This is a genomic window from Microbacterium sp. NPDC003461 (assembly GCF_053588335.1).
Genome location: NZ_JBSFPT010000005.1, coordinates 64,100 through 85,772 on the forward strand (window position 1 = coordinate 64,100; position 21,673 = coordinate 85,772).

A 21,673-nucleotide genomic window follows, 5' to 3' on the forward strand; every position below is an offset into this window, starting at 1 on the left:
TCTTTCGTTCGGTCAGGAGGCGCGGGGCGCCGGGTCGAGGGTGCCGCGCGGGACGGACGCGCGCTGGATGAGGGCGAACACGCCGTCGAGCACGAGGGCGAGGGCCGCGACGGCGAGCGCACCGCCGAGCACCTGCTCGAAGCGGCGCAACTGGATGCCCTGGATGATGTCGTAGCCGAGGCCGCCGAGGTTGACGTACGCGGCGAGCGTGGCGGTCGCGACCACCTGCAGCACGGCGGAGCGCAGCCCGCCCACGAGCAGGGGCAGCCCGAGCGGCGCCTCGATGCGCCACAGCACCTGCCACCCCGTCATGCCCATCGCGCGACCCGCGTCGATCGTGCGCCGATCGATCGCCTCCACGCCGGTGTATGCCCCCGCCAGAATGGACGGGATGGCGAGCAGCACGAAGGCGGTGATCGCGGCCTCGGGCTTGCGCGCCACCCCGAGCAGCAGCACGAGCAGCAGGATGAGCCCGAACGACGGCAGCGCGCGAGCGGCGCCCGACAGCGCGACGGCGATCTCGCGACCCCGCCCCGTGTGCCCGATCAGCCAGCCCAGTGGGATGGCGACGACGGCGGCGATCGCGACGGAGACGAAGGTATAGAACAGGTGCGCGAGCAGCGCCGCGGGCAGCGCGTTCGAGCCGCTCAGCCGATCGGGAGAGAACAGCCACGCGAGGGCGTCCAGCAGCAGGTTCACGCGTGGCCTCCCACCGTCGCCGCCGCGGCGCGCGGCGCCCCGGCCGTCGCCGTCGTCCACGGCATCAGCACGCGGCCGGCGAGCACGAGCAGCACGTCGACCACGAGCGCCACGAGCGCCACGGCGACCACGCCCGCGAGGATCTCCTCGACGATGCGCCGCTGGAAGCCGTTCGTGAACAGGTAGCCGAGGTTGGTCACGCCGATGAGGACGCCGACCGTCGCGAGCGAGATCGTGCTCACGGCCGCGACGCGCAGCCCCGCGAGGATGACGGGACCGGCCAGCGGCAGCTCCACGGCCCAGAACCCGCGCAGCGGCCCGTACCCCACCGCGACCGCCGCGCGCCGCACGTCCTCGTCCACGGCGTCGAAGCCGTCGGCGACCGAGCGCACGAGGATCGCCACGGCGTAGATCGTGAGGGCCAGCACGAGGTTGAGCGGGCTCAGCGTGCTCGTGCCGAAGACGAGCGGCAGCAGCGGCAGCAGCGCGAGCGAGGGCAGCGTGTAGAGGATGCCCGTCACGGTGAGCACGAGGCCGCGCACGCGGCGGAAGCGGTGGGCGACCCAGCCCAGCGGCACCGCGAGCAGCAGGCCGTACAGGATCGGCGGCACGCTCTGGCGCAGGTGCTCGGCCGTGAGTGCGCCGATCAGCCCCAGGTTGTCGAGCGTCCAGCTCACGGGCCCTCGCTCCCCGCGCCGGCGGCCCCGCCCGCGGGCTCGGGGCGCAGCATGCCCTGGATCCGCCCCGATCCGTCGACCACGGCGGTGCCGTGGCGCGTCTCGCGCAGCGTCATGCCGCGCCGCCCGTCGACGAGCCCCACGAACTCGCGCACGAAGTCGTCGGCCGGGTCCTCGAGGATCTCGTCGGGCGTGCCGCGCTGCACGACGCGGCCGCCCTGCGCGAGGATGACCACCTCATCGCCCAGCAGGAACGCCTCGTCGATGTCGTGCGTGACGAACACCGTGGTCTTGCCCAGCTCGCTCTGCAGCCGCAGCAGTTCGCGCTGCAGCTCGCGACGCACGATGGGGTCGACGGCCCCGAAGGGCTCGTCCATGAGCAGGATGTTCGGATCCGAGGCGAGCGCCCTGGCCACGCCGACACGCTGCTGCTGGCCACCGGAGAGCTGCCCCGGGTACCGGCCCGCGAGCGCGCGATCGAGCCCGACGGTGTCCATGAGCTCGCGGGCGCGCTCGCGCGCCTCGCGCTTGGGCACGCCGTTCAGGATCGGCACCGTGGCGATGTTGTCGATCACGCGCAGGTGGGGCATGAGGCCGGCGCTCTGCATCACGTAGCCGATGCTGCGGCGCAGGCGCACGGGGTCGCGGTCCTTCACGTCCTCGCCGTCGATGAGCACGGCGCCGCTCGTGGGCTCGACCATGCGGTTGACCATGCGCAGCAGCGTCGTCTTGCCGGAGCCGGACGACCCGACGAGGGCGACGGTCTTGTGCGACGGCACGACGAGGTCGACGTCGGCCACGGCGACCGTGTCCCCCGCGTACTCCTTGCGGACGGAGCGGAACTCGATCATCCCGCGTCAGACCAGCGTCACCGCGGGACCGAACGCGAGGTACTGCCGCGCGTCGGTGCCGATCCGCTGGATCGCCTCCGGCGGCATCGACGGGTAGCACCACGCCGCGTCGTGCGCGACCTCGCCGTCGGCCGCGAGCGAGTAGTACTGGATGTCGCCGCGCCAGCTGCAGGTGTACGGCGTGGGCGACGCCAGCAGCAGCTCGCGGTCCACGTTGCTCGGCGGGAAGTACCACGCCCCGTCGATCCGCAGCAGCTCGTCCTCGGGTGCCTCCGCGACCACGCGGTCGCGCCACAGTGCCTTCATCGCCCCTCCAGTCGTTCGGTTTCGGGCGTTTCCCCGACGATACCGCCGGGCACGGACATCGGGGACGGATCCGTGCGAATCCGCGCCGTGGATCGCCGGCCCCTCGGATCAGCCGACGACGCGGGCGCCGGGCACGGGGCCGTGCACGTGGAGGGCGACGTGCCCGGCGGCGCTCATGGTGATCTGCAGGTCGATCGCCTCCTCCGGCCCGCCGCACAGGAACGCGAGGGTGGGGCCGGATCCCGACACGATGCCGGCGAGCGCGCCCGAGCGCTCCCCCAGCTCGAGGATCGGGGCGAGGTCGGGCCGCATCTGCAGCGTGGCGGCCTGCAGGTCGTTGCGCAGCGTCGAGGCGAGCATCGCCGCGTCGCCGGCGCGCAGGGCGTGCAGCACGTCGGCGTCCACCTGCGGCACCACCGGCACGGGGCCGATGTCCACGCGGTGGCGCTCGCGGTGCCGGTCGAGCTCGCCGTACACGGCCGGGGTCGACACGCCCTCCTCGCTCGTGACGAGCACCCAGTCGAAGCGCCCGCGGGCCAGCGCGGGGCTGAGCTGGTCGCCGCGCCCCGAGCCGATGGCCGTGCCGCCCATCAGCGCGAACGGCACGTCGGCACCGAGGCGCGCGGCCAGCCGCTGCAGCGCGGCCGTCGACAGCTCGGTGCCCCACAGCGCGTCGCAGGCCACGAGCGCCGCGGCGGCGTCGGCCGATCCGCCGCCCATGCCGCCCGCCACGGGCACCTGCTTGTGCACCTCGAGGTGCACGCCGCCCTCGTAGCCCGTCTCTGCGGCCAGCAGCCGCGCGGCGCGCAGCGCGAGGTTGCGGTCGTCGACGGGCACGCCGTCGAGCGCGACCGACCCCGTCACGGCCATCGTGAAGTCCTCGGCGTACGTGGCCACGACGTCCTCGTAGAGCGAGACGGCCTGGAACGCCGTCGCCAGCTCGTGGTAGCCGTCGTCGTCGAGGCAGCCCACCTCGAGGAACACGTTGATCTTGCCCGGCGCGCGCACGCGCACCGAGGGGAAGATCTCCGCGAGGGTCATCGGCGCCTCACTCGGTCGTGGCCGCTTCCGCCCAGAGGTCCGCGCCGGCCGCCGCGGCCAGCGCGTCGATGCGCTCGAGCTCCTCGGCGGTGAGGGCCGGACCCTCGAGGGCCGCGAGGTTCTCGTCCAGCTGCTCCACGCGCGAGGCGCCGATGAGCGCCGAGACGACCACCGGATCGCGCAGCACCCACTGGATCGCCAGCTGCGCGAGCGTCTGGCCGCGCTCGGTGGCGATCACGTCCAGGCCGCGCAGCGTGGCCAGGGCGCGCTCGGACAGGCGGGTGTTCGGCAGCGAGCGGCGCTGCTGCGCGCGCTCGGCCGTGCCGTCGCCGAGGTACTTCGCCGTGAGCAGGCCCTGCGCGAGCGGCGTGAAGGCGATGGCGCCCATCCCCTCCTGTCGCAGCACGCCCGTGAGGCCGTCCTCGATCCAGCGGTTCAGGATCGAGTACGAGGGCTGGTGGATGACGAGCGGCGTGCCCAGCGAGCGGGCGATCGCCTTCGCCTCGGCCGTGCGCTCGGCCGAGTACGACGAGATGCCCACGTACAGCGCCTTGCCCTGCCGCACGAGCGTGTCGAGCGCCCCGATCGTCTCCTCGAGGGGCGTGACCGGATCGGTGCGGTGCGAGTAGAAGATGTCGACGTAGTCGAGGCCCATGCGCGTGAGCGACTGCTCGGCGCTGGCGACGATGTACTTGCGCGATCCGAGGTCGCCGTAGGGCCCGGGCCACATGTCGAAGCCCGCCTTCGACGAGATGATGAGCTCGTCGCGATAGGGGCGCAGGTCCTCGGCGAAGATGCGGCCGAAGTTCTTCTCGGCCGAGCCGTACGGCGGGCCGTAGTTGTTGGCGAGGTCGAAGTGCGTGATACCGCGGTCGAACGCGTGGCGCAGCAGCCGGCGCTGGTTGTCGATCGGGAAGTTGTCGCCGAAGTTCCACCACAGGCCGAGCGAGAGCGGCGGCAGGTACAGGCCCGAGTCGCCCACCTGCCGGTAGTCGTTCCGCTCGTAGCGCCCCTCCGCCGCTGCATAGGGCCGATGCAGGTCGGCGATGTCGGCGGCAGTGCGGAACCGGGGGCTGTCGCTCATGGATTCACCCTACCCAGGCGCGGCGCGGCGCCGACACACGGCGTGTTCGAAGCGGATCAGAGGGCGCGCGCGATGCGGTGGAAGTCCGCGATGCCCAGCGCCTCGCCGCGCGCGGTCGGGTCGACGCCCGCGCGCTCCAGCACCTCGGAGGCCGCGGCCGCCGATCCGCCCAGCGCGCCGGCGAGCGCCTGCCGCAGCATCTTGCGGCGCTGCTGGAAGGCCGCATCGACGATGCGGAACGTCGCCTCGCGCTCGGCGTCCGATCCGCGCGGCGCGGGGTCGCGCTCGAACGCGACGAGCACGCTGTCGACGTTGGGCACCGGCCAGAACACCTGGCGCGACACGTTGCCCGCCAGCCGCCACGGCCCGTACCAGGCCGCCTTGGCGCTCGGCGCGCCGTAGACCTTGCTGCCGGGCGGGGCGGCCAGCCGCTCCCCCACCTCGGCCTGCACCATCACGACGCCGCGCTCGAGGCCGGGGAAGGTCTGCATGAAGTGCAGCAGCACGGGCACCGAGACGTTGTACGGCAGGTTGGCCACGAGCACGCGCGGGTCGCCCGGCAGCTCCGTCACGCGCAGGGCGTCGGCGTCGACGACCGCGAGCGCGCCGTCGGGCACGCCGTGGGCGCGCGCGGTGGCGGGCAGCTCGCGCGCGAGCCGGTGGTCGATCTCGACCGCCGTCACCGACGCCCCGGTCTCGAGGATCGCGAGGGTGAGCGATCCGAGCCCGGGGCCGACCTCGACCACGCGGTCCTCCGCCGACACGCGCGCGACCTGCACGATGCGGCGCACCGTGTTGGCGTCGACGACGAAGTTCTGCCCCAGCTTCTTCGTCGGCGTGACGTCGAGTCGGGCGGCCAGGGTGCGGATCTCCGACGGGCCGAGCAGCGTCACGGTCATCCCGCCATCATCCCATCCGGACCTGTCGAACCACCCCGCCTCGCCTCTCGCCGCGGCTCAGAGGCGCCCGGCCCAGGTCACGCGCACGACGGCGGCGCCCTGCTCGTCGCTGGCCGCGAGATCGACCTCGGCGCGGATGCGCCAGTCGTGATCGCGCGCGGGATCGTCCAGCGTCTGCTCCACGCGCCACATGCCCGGCTCGGAGTCGTCGATCCGACACAGCGCGGGCGAGCGCGCGGGGCCGCCGGTGAGCAGCTCGTCGTGCTCGGCGTAGTACCCGTCGAGCACCGCGGGCCAGTCGATGTGCGGATCGAGCTCGGCGAGCTCCTCGTCACGCTGGAGCGCGGCCAGCTGCACACGGCGGAACAGCTCGTTGCGCACGAGCACCGTGAAGGCGCGGCGGTTGGCCACGAGCGAGGGCGGCGCGGGCGGCAGCGCGTCGGGCTCGTCGCGCGCGTCGGCCCCCGCCGCGAGCGACTCCCACTCGTCGACGAGGCTCGAGTCCACCTGCCGCACGAGCTCGCCGAGCCAGGCGACGATGTCCTCGAGCTCCTCGGTGCGCGCGTCGGCCGGCACGGTCTGGCGGATCGCGCGGTACGCGTCGCTGAGGTAGCGCAGCACGAGGCCCTCGCTGCGGCCCAGCTGATACCAGTTCACGAACTCCGCGAAGCTCATGGCGCGCTCGTACATGTCGCGCACGACCGACTTCGGCTTCAGCGCGAAGTCGCGGATCCACGGCTGGCTCGACGCGAACACCCCGTACGCCTGCTCGAGCAGCTCCTGGAGGGGCTTGGGGTAGGTGACCTCCTCGAGCGCCTCCATGCGCTCGTCGTACTCCATGCCCTCGCGCTTCATGGCCGCGACGGCCTCGCCGCGCGCGCGGTACTCCTGCTGCGACAGGATCTGCCGCGGATCGTCCAGGGTCGCCTCGATCACGCTGACGACGTCGAGCGCGTAGTGGCCCGTGCCGGCGCCGCCCGGCGCATCGTCGGGATCGAGCAGGTCGATCGCGGCGAGCGCGAACGGCGACAGCGGCTGGTTGAGGGCGAAGTTCGGCTGCAGCTCGACGACGAGGCGGATCTCGCCTCGGTCCGTGACCTCGACGACCCCCGCCTCGCGCAGCGTACGGAAGATCGCCAGGGCCCGGCGCGCGAGCGCACAGCGCTGCGCCGCCGGCTGATGGTTGTCGAAGACGAGGGCGCGCACGTTGCCGAAGACATCGCCGCCGCGGCCGATGACGTTGATGAGCATCGCCGAGTTGATCTGCAGCTGCGGCTGCAGCGGCTCGGGCTGCGCCTGTACGATGCGCTCGAAGGTCTCCTCGCTCCAGTTCACGAAGCCGTCGGGCGCCTTCTTCCTCGTGATCTTCTTGAGCTTCTTGGGGTCGTCGCCCGCCTTGCGCCGCGCCTGCTCGTTCTCGATCTCGTGCTCGGGGGCCAGGGCGATCACGTTGCCGTACGGGTCGTATCCGGCCCGGCCGGCGCGCCCGGCGATCTGGTGGAACTCGCGCGCCGAGAGGCGGCGCATCCGCGTGCCGTCGAACTTCGACAGCGCCGTGATCAGCACGGTCCGGATCGGCACGTTGATGCCGACGCCGAGCGTGTCGGTGCCGCAGATCACCCGCATCAGGCCGCGCTGGGCGAGGGTCTCGACGAGGCGGCGGTAGCGCGGCAGCATGCCGGCGTGGTGCACGCCGATCCCGGCGCGCACGAGCCGCGAGAGCGTCTTGCCGAACGCGGTCGTGAACCGGAAGTCGCCGATGGCCTCGGCGATCGCGTCGCGCTGCTCGCGCGAGACGACCTTGACGCTCGACAGCGCCTGGGCGCGCTCCATCGCGGCCGCCTGCGAGAAGTGGACGATGTAGACGGGGACCTCGGACTCCTCCAGCAGCCGCTCGACGACGTCGTGCGCCGGGCGCTTCTCGTACGAGAAGTGCAGCGGCACGGGTCGCTCGGCGCCGGCGACGAGCGTCGTGGCGCGGCCGGTGCGGCGGGTGAGGTCCTCCTCGATCGCGGTCGTGTCGCCGAGGGTCGCCGACATCAGCAGGAACTGGGCGCCCGGCAGCAGCAGGAGCGGCACCTGCCACGCCCAGCCCCGCTCGCGGTCGCCGTAGAAGTGGAACTCGTCCATCACGACCATGTCGACCTCGGCCTCGGCGCCGCGCCGCAGCGCGATGTTCGCGAGGATCTCGGCGGTGCAGCACACGATGGGCGCGTCCGGATTCACGGAGGAGTCCCCCGTGACCATGCCGACGCTCCCCGCCCCGAAGATCTCGACGAGGGCGAAGAACTTCTCGCTCACGAGGGCCTTGATCGGCGCCGTGTAGTAGCTGCGCCCGCCGCGGGCCGTGCTCACCGCGTGCGCCGCGACCGCGACGAGCGACTTGCCGGTGCCGGTCGGGGTGGCGAGGATCACGTTCGAGCCGCTGACGAGCTCGATCACGGCCTCGTCCTGTGCCGGGTAGAGGGTCACTCCCCCATCGGCCGCCCAGCCGACGAAGGCGTCGTAGAGTCCGTCCGGGTCGCTGCCGGTGCCGGCGATCCGATCACGCAGCGAGGTATCCATCGCCTCCATCCTCGCAGGCCCGACCTTGACGGACGGCGCGGACGTGCGCGTACAATCGACGCGACCTGTCCCCGACGATCGGAACGAACCGTTGAAGCTCATCGACGTCCTCGCGTAATCCGCGCTGAACGTCGACTCCGGTTCCGGAGCATCGTGCAGCGCCTCGCGCGCTGAATCCGTCGATGCTCGTCCCGAGCTCCGCAGGCTCTCCTGCCCGGTATCAGCGCGCCCCTGCTCTGATACCCGGGAGGTCCCATGCCTGCTCTCGTCCTCGACCATCTCTCCTTCACCTGGCCCGACGGGTCCGTCGGCCTGCGTGAGCTGTGCGGCGCGTTCGGCGACCGGCGCACCGGCCTCGTGGGCCGCAACGGCGCCGGCAAGTCGACGCTGCTGCGCCTGGTGGCCGGCGAGCTCGCGCCCACGACGGGCCGCATCGCCGCCGACGGCGACGTCGCCTACCTGCCCCAGAACCTCACGCTCGACACGGCGGCGCGCGTGGCCGAGCTGCTCGGCGTGGCCGGGCCACTCGACGCCGTGCGCGCGATCGAGGCGGGCGACGTCGACCCCGCGCGCTTCGACGAGGTCGGCGACGACTGGGACATCGAGGCGCGCGCCCAAGCCGCCCTCGCCGAGGCCGGGCTCGCGCCGGGCATGCTCGATCGCCGCATCGGCGAGCTCTCCGGCGGCGAGGCGATGCTCGCGGCGCTCACCGGCATCCGGCTGCGCGGCGCCGCCATCACGCTGCTCGACGAGCCGACCAACAACCTCGACCGCGACGCCCGCGCCCGCGTGTACGACCTCGTGCGCGCGTGGCGCGGGGCGCTGATCGTCGTCTCGCACGACCTCGACCTGCTCGAGCTGATGGACGAGACCGCCGAGCTGTACGACGGCGGGCTCAGCGTGTTCGGCGGGCCGTACTCGCAGTGGCGGGCCGCGCTGGAGGCGGAACAGGAGGCCGCGCGACAGGCCGAGGTCGATGCGCGGAAGGTCCTCGCGAAGGAGAAGCGCCAGCGGATCGAGGCGGAGACGAAGATCGCGCGGCGGCAGAAGGCGGGAGCGAAGGCGGCCGAGTCGCTCCCCAAGATCCTCGCGAACGCGCGGCGCAGCGCCTCTGAGGCGACCGCCGGGCGCCTGCGCAGCGAGGCGTCAGGGAAGGAGCAGGCCGCGCGGGCGGCGCTCGATGCCGCGGGCCGGCGCATCCGCGACGACGACCTCGTGACCCTGGACCTGCCGGATCCGGCCCTCGCCGCGGGGCGACGCATCGTCACACTCGGCGACGGCACGCGGGAGTGGATCGTCCAGGGCCCCGAGCGCGTCGCGCTCACCGGCCCGAACGGGGCGGGCAAGACGTCGCTGCTCGAGGCGCTGCTCCGCGGCGCGGGGGCGTCGCAGCTGCACACGGATCGCGTTGCGTACCTGCCGCAGCGCATCGACGGCCTCGACGACGGCGCCTCGGCGTTCGACGCCGTGCAGGCGGCGGCGCCGGGCGTGCCGGCGGCACAGCTGCGCAACCGCCTCGCCCGCTTCCTCATCCGCGGGGCGGCGGCCGATCGGCCGATCGGGTCGCTGTCGGGCGGCGAGCGCTTCCGCGTCGCGATCGCGCGACTGCTGCTCGCCGATCCCCCGCCGCAGCTGCTGATCCTCGACGAGCCGACGAACAACCTCGACATCGAGACGGCCGATCAGCTGCTGGCCGCGCTGCGGGCGTTCCGCGGGGCGGTGCTCGTCGTGAGCCACGACGACGCGTTCCTGCGCCGCCTGCAGCCCGACCTCGCCCTCGAACTGCGCGACGGCGCCCTCACGGAGACGCCCCACGCCCCGTAGACGGCGACGCCGCCCCGGCCGACCCGGATGCAGTCCGGATCGGCGGGGCGGCGTCGTCCGCTCAGGCGCGGCGCAGGCGGCGGCCCGCGACGAGCCCGGCGCCGAGCAGCACCGCGAGGGCGCCGGCGACCGGGAGCACGCCGATCTCGCCGCCGGTGCGCGCGAGGCGCTGCACCTCGGCGGTGCCCGGCGCGACGACGCGCACGTCGGCCCACGCGACGACCTCGCCCGCGGCATCGACGACCACGAGCCGGTGCGCGCCGAGCGGCATGTCGTCGGGCACCTCGAAGCGCATCGTGCCGTCGGCGCCGACCACGGCGCTGCCGAGCAGCACGGGCTCGGAGTGCAGCCAGACCCACATCCGCTGACCCGCATAGGCGGCGTCGAGCTCGATCTCGAACGCGTCGCCGGCGACCAGGGTCGCTCGCACGTCGATCGTGCCGCGGCTCTGCTCGGTCAGCGCCGACTCGTCGACCGGAGTCGGGGCGGGCAGCAGCACACCGCCGCCACCGCCGTTGCCGTTGTCGCCGCCGGTGCCGGTGCCGTCGCCGTTGTCACCGTCGCCGTTGTCGCCGCCACCGTTGTCGCCGCCACCGTTGTCGCCGCCGCCGTTGTCACCGCCGCCGTTGTCGCCCCCGCCGGCCGCGCAGTTCAGCGTTCCGCTGCGCAGCGAGAAGCCGTCGGTGTCGTTGTCGTCGGTGTAGAACGTGGCGCGCGCGCCGTCGACGCACTCGCCGATCGCGAAGCCCTCGTTCGCCACGTTCGCGGCCTCGGCGGGACGCGCGTAGAGCACGCGCTCCGCGAAGGCGCCCGTCTCGTCGATGCCGAACGCCCCGATCCGGCCCTCGCAGGCCTCGTCGCAGACGACCCAGAGCGTCTCGGTCGCGGCGTCGAACTGCACGTCGGCGACGAGCTCGTAGCCCGTCTCGACGGCGGCCACGCGGTCGAACGATCCGTCGGAGCCGAGCGCGTAGGCGTACACGCCTGCGGTGCCCTCGACGCCGATGAAGAAGAGCCCGTCGCCGTGCCCGGGGTACCGCGCCGGCTGGTAGGCCTGCCCTGTGTTCTGGTCGACGAAGCCCTGCGCCGTGAGGAAGGAGTCCGGCACCCACGTCACGCCCTCAAGGCCCTGGTTGGCCCCGAGGCCGGGGAAGTCGGCGGCGAGGTTCCACTCGTGCGTCGCGACGAGCTCGCCGCCGGCGTGCGCGTCGTAGCGCAGGATCGAGGGCCGGCTCACGCCGCTGGCCTCGTTGTTGCGCTCGGTGGCCACGTACACGCCACCGGCCGATCCGGCGCCCGTCACCGTCACGCCCTCGGCGTCGGGGATGCCGCCGCCGTCCGGGTAGCGCAGCTGCGCGCCGCCCTCCCAGCCGGCCGCCCGCATCCAGGCGCCCGAACCGTCGGGCACGACCCGGAAGAGCAGGCCGTTGCCGTTCTCGACGAGCCAGAGCACGCCGTCGCCGGCCGCCTCGTAGTCGACGCCGCTCAGGTCGCCGCCGAACCAGTCCTCGCCGTCGATCGGCGTCGTGCGCGGCGAACCCGGCCACGGCGTGGTGTCGACCACCGGCTCCTCGACCACGGTCTCGCAATCGTTCGGGGCCCCCTTGGTGCTCACCGTGGTCTGCTGCAGCGAGCCGACGCCGTCGGGGCACAGCCCGTACGTGACCTTCGCGTGCGCGCCCCACGAGGCCGAGGCGACAACCGTGACGCCGTCGGGCTCGAACAGCCAGGCCTCGTCGCCGTCGCCCAGGCCGAAGTCGAAGCCGGGATCGGCACCCTGCGCCTGGTCGATGACGAAGAAGCCCTTCGCCGGCAGCAGCGAGCCGGCGGGCAGCGCGTACGGCGTGCGGCTGGCGTCGTTGTCGCGGAAGCGGAAGCCCGACAGGTCGAGGTCGGCGTCACCGGTGTTGTAGAGCTCGACCCAGTCGGTGTCGTCGCCGTTGGTCTCGACCTCGTTGATCACGACGGGCGAGGGCGCGACCGCCGGGCAGTCGTTCGCCGCGCCGAGCGTGGCCGATGCGGTGAGCACGAACTCGCCCACGCCGTCCGGGCAGCGGCCCCAGCTCGGGTTGCCGTGCGCGGTCCAGTCGTGGCGGTCGATGACCGTCTCGCCGTCGGCGGCGAACAGGATCGCGCTGTCCTCCTTGCCGAGGCCGAAGCCGAGGTCGCCCTCGCCGGGGATCGACAGAAACCCGCCGGGGGCGATGACCGAGCCGGCGGGCAGGGTGTGGATGTGGTCCTGATCGGCCGGATAGTCGGCGTCGGCGAGCTTCAGGCCCGCCACGTCCACCGGCAGGTTGCCGGTGTTCATCAGCTCGATGCCGTCGGGGGTGTCGCCGTTCGTCACGACCTCGTTGATGACGACCACCTCGGCGGCGTCGAGCGTGCACGCGTTCGCGGCGCCGGGCGTCGCGGCCGCCGTCTCGACGATCTCGCCGTCGCACAGCCCCCAGCTCGTGGCCGTGCCCGCCGCGAAGGCGAGCGCGCTCACGAGCGTGCCGTCGGGCGCGAAGAGGCGACCGGCGTCGCCCTTGCCGATGCCGAAGCCGGCGTCGCCGAGCTCGTCGAGGTTGGTGTGGATCACGAGGAAGCCGCCCGAATCGATGACCGTCCCCGCCGCGATCGGGAGGGCGTGCTCGTCGTCATCGTCCTTGACGACGTAGCCGCCGAGGTCGACGGCCGCCTCACCGGTGTTGTGGAGCTCGATCCAGTCGTCGTTCACCTCCACCTCGTTCACGACGACGGGCGGGATCTCGGCGGCCGCGGCGGGCACCGCGACGAGGGGCGCGAGCCCGGCGGCGAGGACCGCCGCGAGGGCGGCGGGCCGGGTCGCGCGGCGCCGCGCGAGGGGGATGTCTTCAGGCATGGATTCGCTCCTGGCGAGAGGGCGCACGCGTCGGCGTGCCGCGCCGCCCGGGACGGCGGCGCCGCGCTCACGCTGGCAGTGACGGAGAAACACGAGATGAACGGACGGTGTCCGATTCCCTCGCGCGTCAGAACTCCCCGTAGACCTCGAGCGTGTTGGCGGCGACCCGGGCGCACAGCTCGTCGAGGTCGGCGCCGAGCTCGGCGGCCAGGAAGCGCATCGTGAGCGGCACGAGGTACGGCGCGTTCGGGCGGCCGCGGTAGGGCACGGGCGTGAGGAACGGGGCATCGGTCTCGACGAGGATCCGCTCGCGCGGGATCACGGCGAGCGCGTCGCGCAGGTTCTGCGCGTTCTTGAACGTGGTGTTGCCCGCGAACGACAGGTAGTAGCCCTGCGCGGCGGCCTCGCGCGCCATGTCGGCGTCTCCCGAGAAGCAGTGGAACACCGTGCGCTCGGGGGCGCCGACGCGCGCGAGCGTGTCGAGCACCTCGCGGTGCGCGTCGCGGTCGTGGATCTGCATCGCGATGCCGTGCTTCTTCGCCAGCGCGATGTGCGCCTCGAACGACGCGTGCTGCGCCGGCCGGCCGTCCTCGTCGGTGCGGAAGAAGTCCAGGCCGGTCTCGCCGATCGCCCGCACCCGCGGGTGCGCCGCCAACTCGTCGATCACGGCGATCGCCTCGTCGAGCCGCCCGGCGGCCGCGTAGGCCGGGGCGTCGTTGGGGTGGATCGCCACGGCGGCGAGCACGCGCGGATGCCGCTCGGCCGCCGCCACGGCCCAGCGTGACGACTCGATGTCGCCCGAGGCCTGCACGACGCCGGCGATCCCGACCGCCTGCGCCCGCGCCAGCTGCTCATCGAGCGAGAGCGGATCGTCGCCGTCCTCGATCTCGAGGTGGCAGTGGTTGTCGTACACCGGCACCGCGAGCGGCTCGGGCGCCTCGGGGTGCGACAGGTCCTTGCGGCCCTTCGTCGACCGCTTCTCGACGTAGGTCTCGCGCGCGCCCTCCCCCACGGCGCCGTTGCCCGACACCGCTGCCCTCACTCGCTCTCGATGCGCGGGAACAGGGGCGCGAGCGTGCCCACGGCGGCGCCGGCGGGCAGGCGCCCCCACTCGCCCGCGGCGCGGACGTCCTGCGCGGCCAGCTCGCCGAGCGCGGCCTCGGCGCCCAGCGCCGTCCACAGCTTGGCGGTCGACTGCGGCATGATCGGCGAGAGCAGCACGGCGAGCGCGCGCAGCCCCTCGGCGCACGTGTACAGCACGGTGGCCAGGCGGTCGCGCTGGGTCTCGTCCTTCGCGAGCGCCCACGGCGCGGTGTCGGTGATGTAGCCGTTGAGCTCGTCGACGATCGTCCAGATCGCGTCGATCGCCTGGTCGATCCGGAACCTCTCGATCGCGGCGTCCGCGTCCGATGCCGCCTTCGCGACGATCTGCTGGATCCGCAGATCCGCCTCGGCGTACGCCGCCGGCTCGGGAACGGATCCGTCGAAGTACTTGGTGATCATCGCCACGGTGCGCGAGGCGAGGTTGCCGAAGCCGTTGGCGAGCTCCGCCTGGTAGCGGGCCGCCATGTCCTCCCACGAGAACGAGCCGTCCTGCCCGAACGCGATGGCCGAGAGGAAGTAGAAGCGGAACGCGTCGCTGCCGAAGGTGCCGACGAGCGTCTCGGGCGCGATGCCCGTGGCCTTGGACTTCGACATCTTCTCGCCGCCGACGAGCAGCCAGCCGTGCGCGAAGACGCCCTTGGGCACGTCCAGCCCCGCCGCCATGAGCATGGCGGGCCAGATGACGGCGTGGAAGCGCAGGATGTCCTTGCCCACCACGTGGTAGCCGGGCCAGCGGCGCGCGAAGTTCTCCTCGTCGGCGCCGTAGCCGACGGCGGTGGCGTAGTTGAGGAGCGCGTCGATCCACACGTACAGCACGTGCGACGAGTCCCACGGGATCGGGATGCCCCAGTCGAACGCGGAGCGCGAGATCGACAGGTCCTTGAGCCCCTGCTGCACGAACGCGACCACCTCGTTGCGGGCCGACTCGGGCTGCACGAAGTCGGGGCGCTCGCGGTACAGCTCGAGCAGGCGGTCCTGGAACTCGCTGAGCCGGAAGAAGTAGTTCTTCTCGTGCAGCAGCTCGAGCGGCTTCGAGTGGATCGCGCACACCTTCAGGCCCTCGAAGGGCCCCGTGCCGTCGACGATCTCGCTCTCGGGCTTGAACTCCTCGCAACCCACGCAGTAGAGCGCCTCGTACTCGCCCGCGTACACGTGGCCGCGGTCGTAGATCGCCTGCCAGAACTTGGCGGCGGCGGTCTCGTGGCGCTCCTGCGTGGTGCGGATGAAGTCGTCGTTGGCGACGTCCAGGGTCTGCAGCAGCGGGAACCACGCCTCGGTCACGAGCTTGTCGACCCACTCCTGCGGGGTGACGCCGTTCGCGGCCGCGGCGCGCATCATCTTCTGCCCGTGCTCGTCGGTGCCCGTGAGCATCCAGGTGTCGTCGCCCGCCTGGCGGTGCCAGCGCGCGAGCGCGTCCACCGCCACCGTCGTGTACCCGTGCCCGATGTGGGGCACATCGCTCGGGTAGTAGATCGGCGTGGTGATGTAGAAGGAGCGCCCGGAAGTCACCAGAGCAGTCTAATTGCGGTGCCGCGCCGCATTTCGCGGTCCCCTGCCGCGGGCGCCGCGGATCGGCGGATCGTCACATCCGGCTCAGCGCGCCGCGAGGGCTGCCTGGTACAGCTCCCGCGACGACAGACCCGTTGCCTCGGCCACCTCGCGGGCGGCGTCCTTGAGCCGGGTGCCGCCCTCGACGAGCGCGCGCACCTGGGCGAGCGCGTCGTCGGGCGAGACCTCGCGGGCCGCGGCGCCCGCGACGACGATCACGACCTCGCCGCGCACGCCGTCCTCGGCCCACGTCGTCAGCTCGGCGAGGGTGCCGCGCGCCACCTCCTCGTGCAGCTTGGTCAGCTCGCGACACACGGCCGCGCGCCGGTCCGCGCCGAACGCGGTCGCCATGTCGGCGAGGGTCTGGGCGACGCGGGTGGGGGCCTCGAAGAACACCATCGTGCGCGGCTCGGCGTGAAGCGCGGCGAGCGCACGCGCCCGCTCCCCCGGCTTGCGCGCGACGAAGCCCTCGAACGTGAATCGATCCGTCGGCATGCCCGCGACGGCCAGCGCCGTGAGCACGGCGCTCGGCCCCGGGATCGCCGTGACGGTCACGCCCGCCTCGGCCGCCGCCGCGACGAGGCCGTAACCGGGATCGCTCACGGTCGGCATGCCCGCGTCGGTGAGCACGACGAGGTCCTGCTCGCGGGCGCGCTCGACGAGTTCGGCCGACACCTGCTTCTCGTTGTGGTCGTGCAGCGCCACGAGACGGGGCCGGTTGGCGATGCCGAGCCCCGCGAACAGCCGCTGCGCCGTGCGGGTGTCCTCCGCCGCCACCACGGGCGCGGCCTCGAGCACCTCGACGAGACGGCGGGAGGCGTCCCCGAGGTTGCCGATGGGCGTCGCCGCGAGGATGATCACCGCTCCAGGCTACGGGGAACGCCGGACCGTCGCGCGAGGCCGGGCCGCCGGCCGCTCCGGTCCGTGGACCAGTGGACCATCCGGTTACATCCTCGTGAACGATCTGTCCGAGCGGGATCGGGCGCGCTACTTTCAGGATGGCACCGCTTCTCGGATGTCGTCCCGCCCGCACGCGCTCGCACGGCGCGTCGTCCCGAAGGAAGAGAACCTTGACTCACAGCACGTTCCCGAAGCGCGCGGCCCTCGCCCTCACCGGCGCCGCGACGCTCGCCCTCGTCCTGGCCGGCTGCGCCGGGTCGGGTGACACCGCCGGCGATGGCGGCGACACCGGCTCGGGCGAGGCGCCCACCGAGCTCGTGCTCGGCCTCGTCCCCTCGCAGGACGTCGACCAGCTCGTGCTCGACGCCGAGGAGCTCGGCGGCCTGCTCTCGGACGAGCTCGGCATCCCCGTCACCGCCGAGGTCACCACCGACTACGCCGCACTCGTGACGGCCATGCAGGCGGGCCAGGCCGACATCGGCATGTTCGGCCCGATCGCCCTCGTGCAGGCCGCCGACCAGGCCGGCGCCGTGCCGATCCTGCAGTCGGTGCGCTACGGCTCGTCGACCTACGTGACCCAGTGGTTCACGAAGGACACCGACCGCTTCTGCCTCGACGAGATCGTCGAGAAGGAGACCGAGGACGGCGTCTTCACGTTCTGCAACGGCACCGACGCCGACGAGGTCACGGGCCCGAAGGGCGAGGAGGCCATCGCGCTCATCGAGCAGGACGAGAAGATCGCGTTCGTCGACGAGGGCTCGGCCTCGGGGTACTACTACCCCGCCACGCAGCTGCAGGACGTCGCCGGCCTCGACCCGTTCGCCCTGACCGGCGCCACGTTCGCCGGCGGCCACCCCAACGCCGTGATCGCGGTCGACGACGGCGACGCGACCGTCGGCGTCAGCTTCGACGACGCGCGCGCGGAGGTCGTGGCCGAGCGCCCGACGATCGGCCAGGACCTGACGGTCTTCGCCTGGTCCGAGAACATCCCGAACGACGGCGTCGCGGTCTCCAGCGACCTGTCGGAGGAGTGGCAGCAGAAGATCACCGACGCGTTCCTCGCGATCGCCGACACCGAGGAGGGCGTCGAGGTGCTGCAGGCCGTCTACAACATCGACGGCCTCGTCGAGGCCGACCTCGATGCGCTGGACGCCGCCCGCCAGGTGGAGGCGAACTTCGGCGAGGAGTGATCCTCACGGGCCCCGGCCGCGGCCGGGGCCCGTACCCTCGTACCCATCACCCCGACCCTCGGCGATTGCAGCGACACGTGATCCGATTCGACGACGTCTCCGTCACCTACCCCACCGGCACGAAGGGCCTCGACGGCGTGAGCCTCGAGATCCCCGACGGCCAGTTCGTCGTGGTGGTGGGCCTGTCCGGGGCCGGCAAGTCCACCCTCATCCGCACCATCAACGGGATCGTGCGCACGAGTTCGGGCACGCTCGAGGTCGACGGCTTCCGCGTCGACGGCGCCTCGAACCGCGGGCTGCGCGAGCTGCGCTCGCGGGTGGGCATGATCTTCCAGTCCTTCAACCTCGTGTCGCGCTCCACCGTGCTGAACAACGTGCTCACGGGGCGCCTGCACGGCACGCCGTGGTGGCGCGCCCTGTTCGGGTGGTGGCGCCAGGCCGACACCGAGCTGGCGTTCCAGGCGCTCGAGCGCGTGGGCATCGTCGAGAAGGCCTACGACCGCGCCTCGGCGCTGTCGGGCGGCCAGCAGCAGCGCGTCGCGATCGCGCGGGCGCTGGCGCAGGAGCCGTCGGTGATCCTGGCCGACGAGCCCGTCGCGTCGCTCGATCCGCCCACTGCCAACATGGTGATGCGCGATCTGCAGCGCATCAACCGCGAGCTCGGCATCACGGTGGTCGTGAACCTGCACTTCCTCGATCTGGCCACCACGTACGCCGACCGGATCATCGGCATGCGCGCCGGCAGGGTCGTCTTCGACGGCACGGCGGCCGAGACCGACGACGCCGTCTTCGAGCAGATCTACGGCCGCTCGCTGAGCGCCGACGACGTGCTGCCCGGATCGGCGGCCGTGCAGATCGACCTCCCGGACGGCGCATGAGCGCTCCCGCCGCCCCCACCTCGGCGCGGCCGCGAAAGCCGGCCCCGAGGCCGTTCTTCATCGTCGTCGGCTTCGTCGCCGTCGCCATGACGGTGTGGTCGGCCGTCCAGATCGACTTCACGATCATGCCGTTCATCGAGGGCAATCCGCGCTCGTGGGGCATCATCCAGCAGTACCTCACCCCGAACTGGACGTACGTGCTCAAGGTGTGGCCGCAGTGGATCGAGACGCTGCTGATGGCCGTGATCGCCTCGTTCGCCGGCGCCGTGCTGGGTCTCGCGTTCGCGCTCATGGGCTCGCACACCTCGAACCGCTCGTCGTGGTTCCTGCGCGTGGTGCGCTGGTTCCTCTCGGTGCTGCGCTCGCTGCCCGAGATCGGCTGGGCCTACCTCATGGTCGCGATGGTCGGGATCGGCTCGCTGGCCGGCGTGCTCGCCCTCGTCATCTTCAACATGGGCATCATCGCCAAGCTCACGAGCGAGACGATCGACGGCATCGATCGCGGCCCCCTCGAGGCGGCCGACGCCTCCGGCGCCTCGACGATGCAGCGGATCGTCACGGCCGTGCTGCCGCAGATCTGGCCCGGCTACTTCTCGTACGTGCTCTATGTGTTCGAGATCAACCTGCGCGCCTCGGCGATCATCGGCATGGTGGGCGCCGGCGGCATCGGCCAGGCCCTGAACGTCGAGCGCGCCCGGTTCAACTACGACAACGTCTCGGCGATCGTCGTCGGCTTCATCGTCATCGTGATCGTGCTCGACGTCGTGTCCCAGTCGCTGCGGAAGAGGCTGATGTGAGCGCCGCCGTGAACACCGCCGCCAGCGCCGCGGGCGCCGCGCAGCGCCCGAAGGCGCCGTCCAAGCTGCCCGCCACGATCGCCTTCGTCGCGGTCGCGGCCGTCATCGTCGTGTGCGCCGTCGCGCTGCGGGCCGACTGGCTGGCCCTGCTCGGCCTGCCCGAGCGCGTCGTCCTCTACGCCCGCCTGCTCACCGAGGGCTTCTGGGCGAACCCGTTCGCCGATCCGCATCGCGAGTGGTGGGCCGTCGCGTTCGACTTCATGTTCGACTCGGTCTACATCGCATGGATCGGCACGCTCATCGGCGCCGTGCTGTCGGTGCCGTTCGGCTTCGCCGCCGCGCGCAATGTGGCACCGCAGTGGCTCGTGTGGATCAGCCGCACGATCCTGAACGTCATCCGCGCGATCCCCGAGTTCATCCTCGCGATCGTCTTCCTGCTGCCGCTGTTCGGCTTCCACCCCGCCGCCGGCGCCATCGCCCTCGGCGTGGGATCGGTCGGCACGCTCGGCAAGCTCACGAGCGAGGCGCTGGAGGACCTGCGGCCCGGCCCCGTCGAGGCGCTGCGCGCCACGGGCGCCTCCGGCCTGGCGGTGCTGCGCTGGGGCATGCTGCCGCAGGTGATGCCGGAGATCGTGTCGTTCTGGCTCTACCGCTTCGAGGTCAACATCCGCGCCGGCGCCATCCTCGGAATGCTGGGCCTGGGCGGCATCGGCTTCCTGTTCGACCAGCTCTTCAACGGGCGCGAGTGGGCGCGGGCCGGCATCGCGCTGCTCGTCACGGTCGTCGTCACGATCATCGTCGACCAGCTCTCGGCGGCCGTCCGCCACCGCATCATCGGCCGCGAGCAGTTCGCCCACCGCGAGGTGTTCTGACCCGCGGGTGCGAGCCCGCGCGCTCTAGGCTGGGCGGGTGAGGATCCGGGCGCGCGCGTGGGAGTGGCTCGCGCCGCTGCTCGTCGCGGTGCTCGCGGCGCTGCCCCGGCTGATCGCGCTCGGCCGGCCGGGCGAGCTCGTGTTCGACGAGACCTACTACGTCAAGGACGCGTGGTCGCTGTGGAACCTCGGCTACGAGGCGCAGTGGCCCGATGACATCGACGCGGCCTTCGCCGCCGGCGACACGCAGTCCTTCACGACCGATCCGTCGTTCGTCGTCCATCCGCCGCTCGGCAAGTGGCTGATCGGGCTCGGGATGGCGGCGTTCGGACCGGGAGACCCGACGGGATGGCGCATCGCGGTCGCGCTCGCGGGGGTCGCGACGGCCGTCGTGCTGTACGCGATCGGGCGGCGGATCTCCGGATCCGTGGCCGTCGGAGCGATCGCGGGCGGCCTGCTGGCGGTCGACGGGCTCGGGATCGCGATGAGCCGCGTCGCGATGCTCGACGGCCTCCTGGCGCTGTTCATCCTGCTCGCCGTGCTGTTCCTCGTGATCGACCACGAGGGCGCGCGGCGCCGCCTCGCATCCGCGCGCGGCACGGCACTGGGGCCCGTGATGTGGCGCCGGCCGTGGGTGCTCGCCGCCGGCATCGCCCTCGGCGCCGCGACGGCGGTGAAGTGGTCGGGGCTCTACGCGCTTGCGGGGCTCGGCCTGTGGCTCGTCGCGCGCGACGCGCTCGACCGGCGCCGGGCGCGGATCGAGGGCTGGCTGCCCTCGGCGATCGTGCGGCAGGGGCCGGCGTCGTTCCTGCTGCTCGTGCCCGTCGCGGCGCTGACCTACCTCGCGTCGTGGACCGGGTGGCTCGTCACCGCGGGCGGCTACGACCGTCAGTCCGACGCGAACCCCCTCGTCGCGCTGTGGAACTACCACCGCGCCGTCTACGGCTTCCACGTGGGGCTGAGCGCGGGCCATCCGTACGCGAGCCCCGGCTGGGAGTGGCCGCTTTTGCTGCGCCCCACGGCGATGTGGACGGATCGGCCCGACGTCGGCCACGCCTCGTGCCTCGGCAGCGACGACTGCCTGGCGGTGATCACGAGCCTGCCGAACCCCATCGCGTGGTACGCCGGCATCGCGGCGCTCGTCTTCCTGGCCGTCGCGCTCGTGCGCACGCGCCGCATCCGCTTCGCCGTGCCGCTCGTGGGCGTGGCCGTCACGTGGCTGCCGTGGCTGCTGTACCCCGAGCGCACGACGTTCCAGTTCTACTCGATCGCGATGCTGCCGTTCGTCTGCCTGGCGGTCGCGCTGGCGGTGCAGCACCTGTGCCGGGTGCGCGAGCCGGTGCTGCTGCCCGATCCGACCCCGGACGAGCGCATCCTCGCGTCGTTCGATGCCGCCCGCCGGCGCCGGGCCTGGGTCGTCGCCTCGGTCGCGTTCCTCGTGCTCGCCGGCCTGTCGGCGCTGTGGTTCCTGCCGCTGTCGACGGGCATCCTCGAGCCGTACCGGCTCTGGTACCTGCACATGTGGCTGCCCGGCTGGATCTGACGCGATCACCGCAATGCGAAGGGCCGGCC

General features: G+C 72.7%; 18 protein-coding genes. 6 read left to right on the top strand and 12 right to left on the bottom strand.

The features are described from left to right. Positions 1-12: 12 nt before the first annotated feature. The 8 genes from ACWDR7_RS03955 to ACWDR7_RS03990 form a co-directional block, all read right to left on the bottom strand. The gene (locus ACWDR7_RS03955; RefSeq protein ID WP_449853631.1) at positions 13-699 is read right to left on the bottom strand and encodes an ABC transporter permease; all 687 of its coding nucleotides are present in this window, start codon (positions 697-699) and stop codon (positions 13-15) included. Further along, a complete protein-coding gene (locus ACWDR7_RS03960) occupies positions 696-1,376 on the bottom strand; it encodes an ABC transporter permease (RefSeq protein ID WP_449853632.1) in 681 nt (226 codons plus the stop codon). The genes ACWDR7_RS03955 and ACWDR7_RS03960 overlap by 4 nt, the downstream gene beginning before the upstream one ends. After that, on the bottom strand, positions 1,373-2,227 hold the full coding sequence (locus tag ACWDR7_RS03965) for an ABC transporter ATP-binding protein (RefSeq protein ID WP_449853633.1): 855 nt from the start codon (positions 2,225-2,227) through the stop codon (positions 1,373-1,375). Before ACWDR7_RS03965 ends, ACWDR7_RS03960 begins: the two co-directional genes overlap by 4 nt. A 6-nt stretch (positions 2,228-2,233) precedes the next feature. Further along, complete coding sequence (locus ACWDR7_RS03970; protein WP_449853634.1) at positions 2,234-2,533, bottom strand: DUF427 domain-containing protein; 300 nt, start codon at positions 2,531-2,533, stop codon at positions 2,234-2,236. A gap of 108 nt (positions 2,534-2,641) precedes the next feature. Continuing rightward, the gene (locus ACWDR7_RS03975; protein WP_449853635.1) at positions 2,642-3,574 is read right to left on the bottom strand and encodes a 4-(cytidine 5'-diphospho)-2-C-methyl-D-erythritol kinase; all 933 of its coding nucleotides are present in this window, start codon (positions 3,572-3,574) and stop codon (positions 2,642-2,644) included. A 7-nt stretch (positions 3,575-3,581) separates the two neighbouring features. Continuing rightward, entirely contained in the window at positions 3,582-4,658 is a 1,077-nt protein-coding gene (locus ACWDR7_RS03980) for an aldo/keto reductase (RefSeq protein ID WP_449853636.1), read from the bottom strand. A gap of 56 nt (positions 4,659-4,714) precedes the next feature. Continuing rightward, entirely contained in the window at positions 4,715-5,557 is an 843-nt protein-coding gene (rsmA, locus tag ACWDR7_RS03985) for a 16S rRNA (adenine(1518)-N(6)/adenine(1519)-N(6))-dimethyltransferase RsmA (protein WP_449853637.1), read from the bottom strand. A gap of 57 nt (positions 5,558-5,614) precedes the next feature. Then, positions 5,615-8,122 carry a DEAD/DEAH box helicase gene (locus ACWDR7_RS03990; protein WP_449853638.1) on the bottom strand — a complete coding sequence of 836 codons (2,508 nt, stop codon included), beginning with the start codon at positions 8,120-8,122 and terminating at the stop codon, positions 5,615-5,617. 255 nt (positions 8,123-8,377) lie between these two features. On the opposite strand from ACWDR7_RS03990, the gene ACWDR7_RS03995 reads away from it, so the two are divergent. Continuing rightward, positions 8,378-9,946 carry an ABC-F family ATP-binding cassette domain-containing protein gene (locus ACWDR7_RS03995; protein ID WP_449853639.1) on the top strand — a complete coding sequence of 523 codons (1,569 nt, stop codon included), beginning with the start codon at positions 8,378-8,380 and terminating at the stop codon, positions 9,944-9,946. Between the two features lie 61 nt (positions 9,947-10,007). Here ACWDR7_RS03995 and ACWDR7_RS04000 read toward each other — a convergent pair whose 3' ends face one another. The 4 genes from ACWDR7_RS04000 to rsmI form a co-directional block, all read right to left on the bottom strand. Next, positions 10,008-12,812 carry a lamin tail domain-containing protein gene (locus ACWDR7_RS04000; protein WP_449853640.1) on the bottom strand — a complete coding sequence of 935 codons (2,805 nt, stop codon included), beginning with the start codon at positions 12,810-12,812 and terminating at the stop codon, positions 10,008-10,010. Between the two features lie 127 nt (positions 12,813-12,939). After that, the gene (locus ACWDR7_RS04005; protein ID WP_449853641.1) at positions 12,940-13,842 is read right to left on the bottom strand and encodes a TatD family hydrolase; all 903 of its coding nucleotides are present in this window, start codon (positions 13,840-13,842) and stop codon (positions 12,940-12,942) included. An 8-nt stretch (positions 13,843-13,850) separates the two neighbouring features. Next, a complete protein-coding gene (gene metG, locus ACWDR7_RS04010) occupies positions 13,851-15,425 on the bottom strand; it encodes a methionine--tRNA ligase (RefSeq protein WP_449853642.1) in 1,575 nt (524 codons plus the stop codon). Positions 15,426-15,509: 84 nt separating this feature from the next. After that, on the bottom strand, positions 15,510-16,325 hold the full coding sequence (gene rsmI, locus ACWDR7_RS04015) for a 16S rRNA (cytidine(1402)-2'-O)-methyltransferase (protein WP_449853643.1): 816 nt from the start codon (positions 16,323-16,325) through the stop codon (positions 15,510-15,512). A 209-nt stretch (positions 16,326-16,534) separates the two neighbouring features. Here rsmI and phnD point away from each other — a divergent pair, with 209 nt between their 5' ends. The 5 genes from phnD to ACWDR7_RS04040 all read left to right on the top strand — a co-directional run bounded on the left by phnD (position 16,535) and on the right by ACWDR7_RS04040 (position 21,644). Further along, the gene (gene phnD / locus ACWDR7_RS04020; RefSeq protein ID WP_449853644.1) at positions 16,535-17,554 is read left to right on the top strand and encodes a phosphate/phosphite/phosphonate ABC transporter substrate-binding protein; all 1,020 of its coding nucleotides are present in this window, start codon (positions 16,535-16,537) and stop codon (positions 17,552-17,554) included. A 77-nt stretch (positions 17,555-17,631) separates the two neighbouring features. Next, positions 17,632-18,432, top strand: coding sequence for a phosphonate ABC transporter ATP-binding protein (gene phnC, locus ACWDR7_RS04025; RefSeq protein WP_449853645.1), 801 nt, complete (start codon positions 17,632-17,634; stop codon positions 18,430-18,432). Next, entirely contained in the window at positions 18,429-19,229 is an 801-nt protein-coding gene (phnE, locus tag ACWDR7_RS04030) for a phosphonate ABC transporter, permease protein PhnE (RefSeq protein ID WP_449853646.1), read from the top strand. The genes phnC and phnE (ACWDR7_RS04030) overlap by 4 nt, the downstream gene beginning before the upstream one ends. Then, on the top strand, positions 19,226-20,101 hold the full coding sequence (gene phnE / locus ACWDR7_RS04035) for a phosphonate ABC transporter, permease protein PhnE (protein WP_449853647.1): 876 nt from the start codon (positions 19,226-19,228) through the stop codon (positions 20,099-20,101). Before phnE (ACWDR7_RS04030) ends, phnE (ACWDR7_RS04035) begins: the two co-directional genes overlap by 4 nt. Before the next feature lie 37 nt (positions 20,102-20,138). Beyond that, complete coding sequence (locus ACWDR7_RS04040; protein WP_449853648.1) at positions 20,139-21,644, top strand: dolichyl-phosphate-mannose--protein mannosyltransferase; 1,506 nt, start codon at positions 20,139-20,141, stop codon at positions 21,642-21,644. Positions 21,645-21,673 lie beyond the last annotated feature (29 nt).

What these genes read in the sequence shown, in the direction of transcription:
- ACWDR7_RS03965 (WP_449853633.1), bottom strand. Translation starts at nt 2,227, where the DNA reads ATGATCGAGTTCCGCTCCGTCCGCAAGGAGTACGCGGGGGACACGGTC.
- ACWDR7_RS03970 (WP_449853634.1), bottom strand. Translation starts at nt 2,533, where the DNA reads ATGAAGGCACTGTGGCGCGACCGCGTGGTCGCGGAGGCACCCGAGGAC.
- ACWDR7_RS03975 (WP_449853635.1), bottom strand. Translation starts at nt 3,574, where the DNA reads ATGACCCTCGCGGAGATCTTCCCCTCGGTGCGCGTGCGCGCGCCGGGC.
- ACWDR7_RS03980 (WP_449853636.1), bottom strand. Translation starts at nt 4,658, where the DNA reads ATGAGCGACAGCCCCCGGTTCCGCACTGCCGCCGACATCGCCGACCTG.
- rsmA (WP_449853637.1), bottom strand. Translation starts at nt 5,557, where the DNA reads ATGACCGTGACGCTGCTCGGCCCGTCGGAGATCCGCACCCTGGCCGCC.
- ACWDR7_RS03990 (WP_449853638.1), bottom strand. Translation starts at nt 8,122, where the DNA reads ATGGATACCTCGCTGCGTGATCGGATCGCCGGCACCGGCAGCGACCCG.
- ACWDR7_RS03995 (WP_449853639.1), top strand. Translation starts at nt 8,378, where the DNA reads ATGCCTGCTCTCGTCCTCGACCATCTCTCCTTCACCTGGCCCGACGGG.
- ACWDR7_RS04000 (WP_449853640.1), bottom strand. Translation starts at nt 12,812, where the DNA reads ATGCCTGAAGACATCCCCCTCGCGCGGCGCCGCGCGACCCGGCCCGCC.
- phnE (WP_449853646.1), top strand. Translation starts at nt 18,429, where the DNA reads ATGAGCGCTCCCGCCGCCCCCACCTCGGCGCGGCCGCGAAAGCCGGCC.